The sequence below is a fragment of the Synechococcus sp. CS-197 genome (assembly GCF_025128215.1).
In the GTDB taxonomy this organism is placed as follows: Bacteria; Cyanobacteriota; Cyanobacteriia; order PCC-6307; family Cyanobiaceae; genus Synechococcus_C.
In genome coordinates, this window is sequence record NZ_JAHLZC010000021.1 from 390370 (window position 1) to 402206 (window position 11837).

General features: G+C 58.2%; 18 protein-coding genes. 7 read left to right on the forward strand and 11 right to left on the reverse strand.

Annotation, left to right across the window (positions count from 1 at the left end):
- Positions 1–21: 21 nt before the first annotated feature.
- Positions 22–585: a hypothetical protein gene (locus KQ296_RS12460; protein ID WP_259726514.1), complete on the forward strand. Its 564-nt coding sequence runs from the start codon at positions 22–24 to the stop codon at positions 583–585.
- A gap of 276 nt (positions 586–861) precedes the next feature.
- Here the strand turns inward: KQ296_RS12460 and secF are convergent, their stop codons facing one another.
- The 6 genes from secF to rsmA form a co-directional block, all read right to left on the reverse strand.
- Positions 862–1854: a protein translocase subunit SecF gene (gene secF, locus KQ296_RS12470; protein ID WP_011933265.1), complete on the reverse strand. Its 993-nt coding sequence runs from the start codon at positions 1852–1854 to the stop codon at positions 862–864.
- A gap of 3 nt (positions 1855–1857) precedes the next feature.
- Positions 1858–3330 (reverse strand): protein translocase subunit SecD, encoded by a 1473-nt coding sequence (gene secD, locus KQ296_RS12475; RefSeq protein ID WP_011933266.1) that lies wholly within the window; start codon positions 3328–3330, stop codon positions 1858–1860.
- Positions 3331–3333: 3 nt separating this feature from the next.
- Positions 3334–4317 carry a pyruvate dehydrogenase complex E1 component subunit beta gene (locus KQ296_RS12480; protein ID WP_011933267.1) on the reverse strand — a complete coding sequence of 328 codons (984 nt, stop codon included), beginning with the start codon at positions 4315–4317 and terminating at the stop codon, positions 3334–3336.
- 182 nt (positions 4318–4499) lie between these two features.
- The gene (locus KQ296_RS12485) at positions 4500–4850 is read right to left on the reverse strand and encodes a DUF3082 domain-containing protein (protein WP_011933268.1); all 351 of its coding nucleotides are present in this window, start codon (positions 4848–4850) and stop codon (positions 4500–4502) included.
- Complete coding sequence (ispE, locus tag KQ296_RS12490) at positions 4847–5776, reverse strand: 4-(cytidine 5'-diphospho)-2-C-methyl-D-erythritol kinase (RefSeq protein ID WP_011933269.1); 930 nt, start codon at positions 5774–5776, stop codon at positions 4847–4849. Before ispE ends, KQ296_RS12485 begins: the two co-directional genes overlap by 4 nt.
- Positions 5773–6615, reverse strand: coding sequence for a 16S rRNA (adenine(1518)-N(6)/adenine(1519)-N(6))-dimethyltransferase RsmA (gene rsmA, locus KQ296_RS12495; protein ID WP_011933270.1), 843 nt, complete (start codon positions 6613–6615; stop codon positions 5773–5775). The genes ispE and rsmA overlap by 4 nt, the downstream gene beginning before the upstream one ends.
- Positions 6616–6729: 114 nt before the next feature.
- On the opposite strand from rsmA, the gene KQ296_RS12500 reads away from it, so the two are divergent.
- A complete protein-coding gene (locus KQ296_RS12500) occupies positions 6730–7335 on the forward strand; it encodes a uridine kinase (RefSeq protein WP_259726516.1) in 606 nt (201 codons plus the stop codon).
- A gap of 46 nt (positions 7336–7381) precedes the next feature.
- The gene (locus KQ296_RS12505; protein ID WP_259726517.1) at positions 7382–7660 is read left to right on the forward strand and encodes a hypothetical protein; all 279 of its coding nucleotides are present in this window, start codon (positions 7382–7384) and stop codon (positions 7658–7660) included.
- A gap of 14 nt (positions 7661–7674) precedes the next feature.
- On the opposite strand, the gene KQ296_RS12510 is transcribed toward KQ296_RS12505, so the two are convergent.
- Genes KQ296_RS12510 through KQ296_RS12525 form a run of 4 tightly spaced genes read right to left on the reverse strand, consistent with a single transcriptional unit; the run spans position 7675 to position 9451 of the window.
- The gene (locus tag KQ296_RS12510; protein WP_011933272.1) at positions 7675–8103 is read right to left on the reverse strand and encodes a YraN family protein; all 429 of its coding nucleotides are present in this window, start codon (positions 8101–8103) and stop codon (positions 7675–7677) included.
- A gap of 18 nt (positions 8104–8121) precedes the next feature.
- A complete protein-coding gene (locus tag KQ296_RS12515) occupies positions 8122–8346 on the reverse strand; it encodes a hypothetical protein (protein ID WP_011933273.1) in 225 nt (74 codons plus the stop codon).
- A gap of 38 nt (positions 8347–8384) precedes the next feature.
- A complete protein-coding gene (locus tag KQ296_RS12520; protein WP_011933274.1) occupies positions 8385–8705 on the reverse strand; it encodes an MgPME-cyclase complex family protein in 321 nt (106 codons plus the stop codon).
- Between the two features lie 2 nt (positions 8706–8707).
- Positions 8708–9451 carry a pyridoxine 5'-phosphate synthase gene (locus tag KQ296_RS12525; RefSeq protein WP_011933275.1) on the reverse strand — a complete coding sequence of 248 codons (744 nt, stop codon included), beginning with the start codon at positions 9449–9451 and terminating at the stop codon, positions 8708–8710.
- A gap of 133 nt (positions 9452–9584) precedes the next feature.
- Here KQ296_RS12525 and KQ296_RS12530 point away from each other — a divergent pair, with 133 nt between their 5' ends.
- From KQ296_RS12530 to grxD, 4 genes are read left to right on the forward strand one after another with little or no spacing between them, the layout of a single operon-like run.
- Positions 9585–10283, forward strand: a complete 699-nt coding sequence (locus tag KQ296_RS12530; protein WP_083833636.1) for a 1-acyl-sn-glycerol-3-phosphate acyltransferase — start codon at positions 9585–9587, stop codon at positions 10281–10283.
- Positions 10284–10308: 25 nt separating this feature from the next.
- A complete protein-coding gene (locus KQ296_RS12535) occupies positions 10309–10851 on the forward strand; it encodes a hypothetical protein (protein ID WP_011933277.1) in 543 nt (180 codons plus the stop codon).
- A gap of 55 nt (positions 10852–10906) precedes the next feature.
- Positions 10907–11140, forward strand: a complete 234-nt coding sequence (locus tag KQ296_RS12540) for a BolA family protein (RefSeq protein WP_011933278.1) — start codon at positions 10907–10909, stop codon at positions 11138–11140.
- 27 nt (positions 11141–11167) lie between these two features.
- Positions 11168–11491, forward strand: coding sequence for a Grx4 family monothiol glutaredoxin (grxD, locus tag KQ296_RS12545; protein ID WP_011933279.1), 324 nt, complete (start codon positions 11168–11170; stop codon positions 11489–11491).
- Positions 11492–11493: 2 nt separating this feature from the next.
- Here the strand turns inward: grxD and KQ296_RS12550 are convergent, their stop codons facing one another.
- Positions 11494–11763: a DUF6761 family protein gene (locus KQ296_RS12550; protein WP_011933280.1), complete on the reverse strand. Its 270-nt coding sequence runs from the start codon at positions 11761–11763 to the stop codon at positions 11494–11496.
- Between the last annotated feature and the right edge of the window lie 74 nt (positions 11764–11837).

The following is an 11837-nucleotide window of genomic DNA, read 5'->3' on the forward strand; positions in this document are numbered from 1 at the left end:
GCGACAGTGGCGGGAAGTGCCGTGATTGGACTCCTCCTCTACGCCGGTCTCTTCTACGCCAACGCCCGACGCTCAACATCCGGGCCTGACGCTGAGACAGTCCTCCCTGACTATCCCTCCAAGGAAGCTGCCCAGGCCGAATCCGAACGCTGGATTATGGAGGGTGGAGACATCGTCGTGAGAACGACACAACGGACCCGCCGGTCCGTCCCTCTGAGCAAGCAGGAGCGGCTCAAATTGGAAATGCTTGCCGATGAGCGCCGTCGCGCGCGCATCGAAGCGGACTATGCCGAATGCCTCGACTCAGCTGACAACGACCTAGCCAAAGAACTCTGCTCATTCCAACAGAGCAGCGAACCGGCCCAAGGTTTAACATCTGCCAGCGATGGCGGCAAGATTCCCAAAACAAAGATCATTGAAGATGTTGATGTAGTCACCAACAAAGAGCCAAGGAGAACATGCACATTTGTCGAAGATTACCGTCGATTCAATTGTGTCGAACTGGCCATTGATCGAGACGAAGTAATTGATGCCTCTCAGAAAGATTCTTTAGAAATAAAAACCTACAAGCAATTCAGATACTAATTTTTTCGAGCAATCGTTCGCGCGGTGAGGTGAGTCCAGCGCGATTATTCGACAGATCGATGTTGGATTCGGGTGCGTCGATAATGGAACCAGAGAGATGGTTGAAGCATGAGCACAACCACCGCAAGCGTGTGCTGTCGAATGGTGTAGATCAGGGCTGTCAACGTGATGTGATCCAGAAGCAGCCGGAGTTCGATCCGTAGATCGAGGAAAGCCAGGATCAGGAGTAACAGTGGAACCCACTGCTGAGACGGCTCTCGCTGGCCTTTTGTCACCTCAGGCACTGGCCTGGGCACCGCTACGCGAGGGCCAGAGGCTCAGCAGCGACGGGGCCAAGGCGATGCTGGACCAGCTACCCACCACAACACCGAGAGCCAGGGCGACCGCGAACCAATAGAGGGTTGACCCCCCAAAAAGAATCAGAGCAATGAGAGGCAGCAAGGTGGTTCCACTGGTGTACAGCGTGCGCGTCAGCGTTGCGGATACAGCACGGTCCACTTGCACCGTCAAAGGAAGATCACCGTCCTCTCGCTGACGTTCGCGAATGCGATCGAACACCACCACGGTGTCATTCACCGAATAGCCCGCAATCGTTAGCAGAGCAACAGCAAACAGACTGTCAACCTCAAGCCCCGTGAGCAGTCCAAGCCAAGCGAAGACGCCGCAAACAATCACAATGTCGTGAGCGAGTGCCACAAGGGCCAAAAACGCAAAGCGGCGGTCGTAGCGGATTGTGATGTAAAGAGCAATCCCTGTAAAAGCAACCAGAAGCGAAATCAAGCTGCTGCGCAGCAACTGAACGCCCAGACTGGGTCCAATCGTGTCGACCGATTGGCCTCCAGCTTCAAGGGGCCCGGCAACGGGTTCAAGAGCCTGGATCACCGCCTGACCCTGGGATGCCGTTAAAGCTGGCATGCGCAGAACAACCGACTGGCCACGATCAAGAAGCTGAACCCTTGCAGTGTCCAGATTGGGAGCCCGACGGCCCGGTTCCACAGGCAGCTGAAGGGAGGTCAGCGTGTTGTTGATGGAGCTGACGCTCAGATCAGGACAGGCATCCGCACAGCGGCGCTCCAACTGAATCTTGGTCCCACCAGTGAAATCAAGCCCAGGTTTGAGGGGGGAACGGATCTGGGGGTTGGTCCAGCTCAGGGCAATGCCAGACACGCTCAACAGAACCACCAGCACTGAGATCCACCAAACCTGCCGCCTGCGACTCGTGAGTGGCAGGCGAAGAGAACGATCCGGATTGAGGTTGGAATTGGCCATGGCTCAGGCGGCAGACGTCGGAAGTTGCCCGGCGGGCAGAAAATTAGTGGGTTTACGCAGACCCTGATAACTCATCAGGAAACGCAGAAGGGTGCGCGTGCAGGTGAGGGCCGTGAACAGGCTGAGAACAACACCGATGCCGAGGGTGGCCGCAAAACCTTTCACCAGGCCAGTGCCAAGAAAAAACAGCGCCCCACAACTAATCAAGGTTGTGATGTGACCATCGAGGATCGACGAAACGGCCTCTTTGAAGCCGTTATCGATGGAACGGATCAACGTGTTGCCTCGCCGCAACTCGTCCTTGATTCGCTCAAAAATCAAAACGTTGGCGTCCACCGCCATGCCGATGCTGAGGATGAACCCCGCGATCCCCGGAAGCGTGAGTGTGACTGGGATGAGGGCATAGGCCGCCAGGTTGAACAGGGCGTAAAGGCCGAGAGCCATCACGGCCACAAGGCCGGCAAGGCGATAGGTCACCACCATGAACACACCGACCAGGAGAAGACCTGACAAGGCAGCGATCAGGCTGCGCCGTACGTTTTCGGCACCAAGGGTGGGGCCAATGGTGCGGACCTCAAGGATCTCCACAGGCAGCGGCAAGGAACCACCGCGAAGCTGAACTTCGAGGTCTCTGGCTTCCTCAGCAGTGAAATTGCCAGTGATTGTGGCGGCTCCACCAGCGATTCCAGCGGCCTTGAACTCAGGCCCCACACTGGCTTCACTGATCGGACGTCCATCGAGAACGATGCCAAGGAGTCGATCGGTTCCGGCAATGGATTGGGTGAGCTTGGCGAAGCGATCTCCGCCTTCAGCATTGAACCCCAAGGTGACCTCCCATCCGGTCGAGTTCTGGCGTTGCTGACGCCCTGCTGTAACCAGATCTTTGCCTGTGAGAGCCGCAGGTTCAAAACGATCGACGATCTCAGCATTGGTGCGCTCGAGCAGCTGCTCCAACTGCTCCTTTTCACTGCTGGCGCTTCCGTCAAGGCCAAGGGCCTCTTGAACCTTGGCCAGTTCTTCGGAATCGATGGAAGCGTCATCGGTTTCGGATGACTCAGCCTTGGCAGCCAACACACTCCTGAGCTGGGCGCGGAGCTGCAGAAGGCTGCGCATCTCTTCTTCAGTGCCAGGTTTCTGCGCCCTGAACTCAAGCAGCGCCGTGCTGCCGAGAACACGGGCAGCACGGCTTGGATCGGTCACTCCCGGCAACTGCAGAAGCAACTGGTCGTCCCCGACGGTTTGCAGGGTGGATTCAGCCACACCCAAGCCGTTGACGCGACGCTCCAGCACAAGCTTCACCGCATCCAGTTGTTCAGGCTTGATCGCAGTGATCGCCCCAGCGGGTTGCACTTCCAGAGTGAGTTGGCTGCCGCCGCGCAAATCAAGACCGAGTTGCAGAGGGAAGCTGGTCAGAACAGACGCTGCCGCGATCGTCAGCGCGAGAATGAGGGCAAACCAGCCCTGTTGGCGGGCCATCGATCAGAGCCCCTGACGAACGATGGTCTGGGCTGCCTCAACGATCTGATGGGGCTGAATGATCGTGAGGTTCTCGAGATTGCCGTTGTATGGCGTTGGGATGTCTTGGCTCGACAGGCGAATCGGCCTGGCGTCGAGATCATCGAAACAGTGCTCGGTGATCAGTGCGATCAACTCGGCTCCGATACCGCCGGTCTTCATGCACTCCTCCACCACGATCACGCGATGGGTCTTGCGAATCGACCGGGCGATCGTCTCCATGTCGAAGGGCTTGAGGCTGATCAGATCAATCAGTTCCGCATTGATCCCATCGGCATCAAGCTGTTCCACAGCCTTGAGGCAATGGTGGCGCATGCGTGAGTAGGTGAGAATCGTGACGTCGCTCCCTTCCTTCACGAGGTCGGCCTGATCAAGGGCGCAGGTGTAATCGCCTGCTGGGAGCTCCTCGCTGAGGTTGTAGAGGAGCACGTGCTCAAAAAACAGCACGGGGTTGTTGTCGCGGATCGCGGCTTTCATCAACCCCTTGGCGTTGGTCGGGGTGCTGCAAGCCACGATCTTGATGCCTGGCACAGCGTGGAAGTAAGCCTCAAGACGCTGGCTGTGTTCGGCTCCAAGCTGGCGACCCACACCACCGGGCCCGCGAACCACTGTGGGGATCGTGAAATTGCCTCCACTGGTGTAGCGCAGCATCCCCATGTTGTTGGAGATCTGATTGAAGGCGAGGAGCAGAAACCCCATGTTCATGCCTTCAACAATCGGCCGAAGACCCGTCATGGCTGCTCCGACGGCCATGCCCGTGAAACTGTTTTCAGCGATTGGGGTGTCCAACACCCGGAGTTCGCCGTACTTCTCGTAAAGATCCTTGGTGACCTTGTAGGAGCCGCCGTACTGGCCGACGTCCTCACCCATCACACACACATGGGGATCCCGAGCCATTTCTTCATCGATGGCTTCACGAAGTGCATTGAAGAGAAGCGTCCCTGCCACGGCGTTGCTGCAATCCCGGCCATGCCGGCGTCAGCGGCCAAGCTATCTCAATCCAGGCAACTTCACCCTCCGGCCGCGAAAGTGGTCAGCAGGAGCACGGACAAAAGCAAGCCGGGAGACAGCAGCAGAATCAGCTGACCAAGATCGTGAAGGGTCATCGAAAGACCTGTTCTCCACCGACGCTAGGCAGCGTCACCATCGGGTCTTGTGAAAAGACTGCGAAGAAACACCAGGAAAAGGCCAAGGCCGATGAACGCGAAACTGAACGTGGCCAGAAAACACATTCCCGTGAACAAGGTCTTCAACGCTGAAGCAATGCTCTGGGCGATGGCATTGCTGAACGAGGGGGGATGGGCCGCGAAATAAGCCACCATCCCCTTGCTGAGACCAAGGCTGAGCCAGGCCAGCAGGAGACTGGTGAGTGACCCAGAGAGAAAACTCAATGGCCCCTTGCGGGGTCCGGGTTCAACCACCGACTCAGAACTGTTGTTGATGGACGATTGGGCCTGTTCGGCCGGCTGGCGCTCGGTCATGCCATCAGCTTGACCCCGTGGGGGATCAACGAGCAACTCCAACTGCGTAAACCCAACTGATCCAATTGGGTCTGCACCTGGTCCTTGGCACGATCCGCCTCACCCCGGTTGTGAAACAGCGCAAAACAACTGGGCCCCGAACCGCTCATCGCCGCCTGAAGGCAGTTTGGTAAGGACGCAAGACACTGCAACGCATCGCGCACAGAGGGCGTGAGGGGCTCCACCACGGTTTGGAGATCGTTGCGCAATGGCGGCGCCTCCCCACCGAGGGGATGCAGCCACTGCGCCGCCCTGAGCGCTTCACGACGTGCTTCAAATGCAGCTTCATCTTGGAGATAGGTGCTGCCACGTTGGCGGCGGCACTCGCTGTACGCCCAGGGAGTCGACACACTCACGTCGGGATCTTTCACAAGAAGAATCCCTAGCTGAGCCTCCAAAGGCGGCAGAGGTTCCAGTCGTTCACCGCGTCCAAAGCACAGTTGTGTCCCACCGGCAACGCAAAACGGCATATCAGAGCCCAGCTCAGCAGCAAAACGCTCCAGTTGGCTTGCATCCAGGCTCAACCCCCAGAGCTCATTGAGTGCCACAAGAGCCGCCGCTCCATCGCTGGAACCACCCGCCAGTCCTGCACCGATTGGAATGTGCTTTTTCAGATGCATCCGTGCTCCCAGTTCACTGAAACCTGACCGTTCCCTGAGCAATCGGGCAGCGCGGACAATCAGGTTGTCTTCACCACAACTGAGTTCAGAAGCATCACACCGCAGGGAAATGCTTCCGTCTGAGGTGTTTTCGCAATGCAGCTGATCCTGAAGGTCGATGCTCTGCATCACCATGGCCAGCTCGTGAAAACCATCGGCACGCAGGCCAAGCACCTCAAGATGCAAATTGATCTTGGCGGGTGCAGTGACGCAGACCGGAGCCGTCATAAAGAGGACGCAGCGGAGTCGGCTTGATTCAAACCCCTGGCGAGCTCCACCCAGGCATGGGGTGCCACCTCTTGGGGACGCTGGCGTAGATCAATACCGGCCTGCTGCGTGATCGTTTCCAGCTCACTGAGGGGCTGGGACACCGTGAGAGTGTTGCGCAACATTTTCCTGCGCGCCAGGAAAGCTTGCTTGAGCAAACGTTCCACCCGTCGACAGATGACTGGATCCGGCCGTTGTTCCAGGGGGAGGGGATCAAGGCGGATCACCTCTGAATGCACTTTTGGTGGAGGTTGAAAACAGCGAGGGGGAACGGGACAAACGCTGCTGCACTTGGCAAGCAATTGCATGCGAACACTGAGAGCGCTGAAACTGCTCGCTCCAGGTCGGGCACGGATCCGTTCAGCGACTTCCTTCTGCACAAGCAGCACCAGGCGCTGGTAAGGAGGATCAACGGGCTGATCCAGCCGACCGATCAGGCGCTCGAGAAGAGGACCTGTGATGTTGTACGGAATGTTGGCAACGACCTTGGTGGCGCGTTGACCATCGGGAAGGGTCAGCGGCACCGCAAGCACATCGCCTTCGCGTAGCGAGAACCGCGGGGAGTCACCAAACCGATCCTGAAGTCCTGCGACAAGGTCACGATCCAGTTCAACGGCATGCACCGCAGCAGCTGAAGAGGCGAGAAGTCTCTCTGTGAGTGCTCCACGCCCTGGACCAACCTCCAGGACACGATCGTCGTCTCCAAGGTCGGATGCGTCAAGAATTCGATCAAGCACCCGTTCATCGCGCAACCAGTGCTGCCCGAAACGCTTGCGTGGCGTGTGGCCTCCGAAACTCATCACATCGCTGCCATCCCATCACTGTGCATCAGCAGGCCTGCCGCTCCTGACGGTCCTAGGGCGAGCCTTCACAATGAGCATCAGCCGCTCTGAGATCCGCTGAAGGGATCGCTGTTGCCTTTGATCTGTATCTGCGGGCCGTCGGCTGCAGGCAAAACGCTGTTTGCCGGTTTGCTGGCTTCAGCCCTGCAAAACGCAGACATCAAAGCGATCGTGATTGGCTGCGACGACTACTACCGCGAACACTGGACACCCGACCCCTTCTTTGGTTTCGACACCGTTGAGGCCATCGACTCCGAAAGCTTGATCAACGACTTGAGAGCCCTGCGATCGGGGGAGCTCAAGCGCCTTCGCCGTTACGACATGGGCACACGGGCCGTGCATTGGACCCGTCTCGAGGCGGAAGCCGATGTGGTGCTTCTGGAGGGCGCGTTTGGACCTCAACTGCTTCTGAACAGCTGTCCTCCTGATCTCCTGATCTACTTGGAGGAGTCCCTGGCGGTCAGGGCACTGCGCCGACTACGCCGAGACATCCGAGAGCGGCAACGCACGGTGCTTTCTGTGCTTAAACAGATGTTCAAGCAGATGATTCCTGGCGAACGGCGTTTCATCCAACCGTTGAGGGAGGAGGCGGATGTGGTGGTGAGGCACGGCGCTAGGGACTTGTCTGAAGCCCTTGAGCCAATCATCAGCCTCTGCTCGTCTAGGCGCGCACAGTGAGGCATTGTCGCCTCGTTAGCGTGGTGTAGAGCCTGCTGTGAATGGCGTGCTGGTCTGGACCTTGGTCACGGGTTTGCCCCTGCAAATAGCGTCCCACCCCGTGGCGCCGCCTCCGGTGCCCATCGAGCCGAATCGAACCGAGCGGATTCAGGAACAAAGCATCAATTTGGAGGACTTCTCCCTTGAGATCGACGGTCGCAATGTTGAGTGCGGTGCGGCTGAATTAGGAACTGGCCGCAGGGCCCCCTTCGCGTACAACCCTGAGAGTTCAGACCGCAGCCGAGAAGTGACATTTCAGGCGACCACCTGTCGCTTTCGCTTTTGACGTCAGGCCTCGCTTCAGCGATTGGGTTCAACGAGATCAGGCACTTTGAGCCAACGCACAGGTCGATGATTGGGCGGAAGGGGAACCAGGGCCAGAACCACCTCAAGCTGACAGCAGGCGTGTCGCGGATTGAGAGCGATCCAATAATTCAGTGTCAGGGCCAATCGCTGGCGCTTGCGGGCATCAAAAGCGGCAAGCCCCCAGCCATCCGGCCCACAACGCCGGCGACCTTTCACCTCAACGGCCAGTAACCGGGGAACGGGCGCATTCGCTTTGCACAGCAGAAGGTCGATCTCTCCATAGCGGCATGACCATCGCTTCTCCAGCAGGGTCCACCCCCTGCCTTGCAACAGACGCAGAGCTTTCGCCTCAGCCCAGAGTCCGGTTGTCGCCGTCGTCAACTTTGCGTTCACCCACTGATGACGTTCCTGCTCCCTGAGCATTCCCCGAAAGCACCCAGATCACCAGGGATCATCGTTGTAAAGCGCATCATCAGGACAGGGATCCTGACCACGACCTCCAGGAAGATCCTCATCGGTGACGATGTCGTCGAGGTAGGCAGCGCACAACTGCTCGGGCGTGAGGCTGTACACCCAAGACTCCCAGCCACCGCCTGCATCAGCTCGACCTGGCAAACCGTGCCAGAACGCGATCAACATCAGCGCGGTGCAGGCATGGGAGCGCATGGGCGTTGCGTCGCGGACAAACCCAGTGTGAATGCTCTTCAGTTCAAAGAGGCCAAGGGATCGGGGATGCTTTCACTCGGAGCTTCAAAACGCCCTTGCAGGACGTATTCAAGGCGCAGCTTCATGAACGTGATGAAGGTGGAATCAGTGGATACCACAGCAGCAAAGGGTTCAGGCAGCTCACGCTTGATGGCCGAGAGCTCCGGGCTGTTGAGAAATGCAGGGCTGCGAATCAGCCAGAAGTCAATGTCCTTCCCTTCCTCCGCGTAATGACGCCGGCGTTCCTTCAGCACTTCTTCAAGCGGCTCCTCTTCGGTGAGAAACCGCTCGCTGGCCGCAACGAAGTGATAGGTCGTCATGATCAATAGCTTCCGAACAGTGGATCCCGTCGGGGATTCTGAACCAAGGCCTTCATCTCCCGAACAGCCTGCTGCAGGCCCACGGCCACGGCCCTGGCCACGATCGTGTGACCGATATTCAGCTCCTCCATCCCTTCAATCGCCGCAACCGGCTCAACGTTTTGATAGGTGAGGCCATGGCCGGCATTCACCCGTAAACCCATGGCACGGGCCAGGGCTGTTGCTTCGGTGAGGCGTGCCAGTTCAGACGGTTGATCAGTCCATTTGGCCTCCGCATAGGTGCCGGTATGCAACTCAACCCAACGGGCACGGCAGTCTCGGCAAGCCTCGAGCTGCCCCCTCTCCGGATCCACGAACAGGCTGACGGGAATCCCCGCATCCTGCAGGCGACTGATTTTGGACGTGAGATCGACGCGCTGGCTGGAGACATCCAGTCCCCCTTCCGTCGTGACCTCCTCCCGCCGTTCAGGAACCAGCGTGACCATGTCGGGCTGCACCCGCAGCGCAATCAAGACCATGTCCTCAGTGGCTGCCATCTCCAGATTCAGGCGGGAACGCACCGTCTGACGCAACAGATCCACATCCCGGTCTTGGATGTGACGACGATCTTCGCGGAGATGAACCGTAATCCCGTCCGCTCCACCGAGCTCCGCCAGAAGTGCCATGGGCACTGGATCGGGTTCCACTGTTCGCCGTGCCTGACGCACGTTGGCGATGTGATCGATATTGACCCCGAGGCTGGCCACGGCGGGACGTTCCAAAACTGAATCCTATGGAGGCAAGCCAGGAGATCGGCCGCAGTATTAACTGCCCTGCCTGTGGCGACGGACTGCAAGCCAAGACCTAGCTTTTTCCTCAGATGATCTGCGGCTCAAGGCGGTGCCCAGCAGCCTGGCAACAAGAGCGACAGCCCTACAGACGGGAATCCAACCCTTCTGGGCTGCCTTGGCCATGGTGGCCACGCAGGACCTCGCGTTGCCTGGATACTTTCGGAAACGCTTGGTGCTCGGAGGCGAACACCTGCCGATGAAGGGTCCAGTCCTGTTGGCCCCAACCCATCGCGCCCGCTGGGACGCCCTCATGCTCCCCATGGCAGCGGGACGTCGCATCTCCGGACGCGACTGTCGCTTCATGGTGACGCGGACGGAAATGACTGGACTCCAGGGATGGTTCCTCCATCGCCTGGGATGTTTTGCCGTTGACCAGGACAAACCGTCGCTCACCACGCTGCGATTTGCGCTGGATCTTCTCGCCAGTGATCAGCAGCTAGTTGTTTTTCCTGAGGGACGGATCAATCGCGACGACGATTCAATCGTTCTGGAGCCAGGCCTAGCCCGCTTGGCCCAAATGGCTTTGAGACAAGGGGTGCAGGTGCCCGTTGTCCCGGTGGGTCTGGCCTACAACCCGGCTCGTCCCGGTCCCCGCAGCCGAGCTGCGATCTGTTTTGGACCGGCACTGCACGTTGCAGGGAGGGGGCGAGATCACACCGATCACTTCAACCAACGTCTTGTGGAGGGGATGCAGGCGGCTGAACAAGCGGCAAGGAGGGCCGTTGGTCGGCCCATGGAATGCCTTTAAAGTCCGCCCACTAATGATCAAAGTCATGCGCTCCCGCCTCATCTGCTCGGCGCTCGCTCTGACGGCCGGACTGTTCGTCAGCCCAGCGATGGGTCAGACCGCGACGGACGCAAATTCGACGTCTGTCAATAAGGTTCTCGCCTCAAGCGGTGCAGGATTCAATGTTGCAGCAGTTGAGTCCCTGATCCAACGCGGTGACTCCGCCGTGTCGGCAGGAAATCTCGACCAAGCCAAGAAGGACTACGACAGTGCTCGCACTGCCGCGAAGCAGCTGCTGGCGTTCTATCGCGATCTGAGTGGTGCCTTCCGTGGTCTTGACGCCAGGATTCCCCGCGAAATGGATGCCAAAGGGCGTCAAGCTCTCTCGCTTGTGGCTCAAGCGAACCTGAGGCTGGCTGCCCTGTTCCGCCGCCAGAACCAACCCGAAGTGGCCGTGCCCGTCCTCGTTGAAGTGGTTCGGTTGATGACACCGGCAAAACCGGAGGGCCAGAAGGCCTATCAGAGCTTGGTTGAGCTCGGGTTTGTTGACACGCCGTTTCGTGGTGGTCAGAGCACACCAGGTAGCTGACCCGTCCAAGAGCGTCATTGATCTGCCAGCATCATTGTTGTTGTTTTTGGACCTCATGGTTCAGCCCGACGCCGTTGGCGCTGCCATACGCCGTGCCCTCCCCGATGCACAAGTGAGCGTGGAAGATCTCACCGGCGGGGGGGATCATCTCCAGGTGAGTGTGGTGTCGTCCGCTTTCAACGGATTGAACCGCATTCGTCAGCACCAGCTCGTCTACAAAGCTCTGAAAGATGAACTGGAGAGCGAAGCAATCCACGCCTTAGCGCTCAACACCTCCACACCAGCCTGATCTCTACACCCCCTACACCGTCGACCCATGGATGCTCAGACCAAATCCCGCATCGAGGCTCTTATCAGTTCCAGCCCCGTTTTTGTGTTCATGAAGGGCACGAAGTTGATGCCTCAGTGTGGTTTCTCGAACAACGTTGTTCAAATCCTCAACGCTCTCGGGATCACCTTTGAAACCTTCGATGTGTTGTCTGACATGGATGTGCGCCAGGGCATCAAGGAATTTTCTGATTGGCCAACGATTCCCCAGGTCTATGTCAAAGGAGAGTTCATGGGTGGCTCAGACATCCTGATCGAGATGTACAACAACGGTGAACTGAAAGAAAAGCTCGAAATCGCTCTCGCCAGCTGATTTCAATACTGCTGAGGATGTTCATAGAGCGTTCGGAGATCTCCATCAGGCCCGATAAAGCTTGAAGGATCCATAATCCAACGCTCAACGAGCATTTCCAATTTGGCAAGCTCCCTTGAATCCAAATCAGCGGCCCGACGCAACGCGTGCAGGTAACCGTCCGCATAAAGACGCAACTCAGATGGGCTGTGGAAGCGAGTGGTCAATTCCTGACAGGCATCACACAGCGATTGGAAATGACGGATGGCCTCCGGATGCTGAAGGGATGTCATCTTTCTTGAGGTCGGCAGCCTCTGCTACCAGATTGCCAGAGAATTGGTCCTAGCGTAGATGGGCCTGACGATCG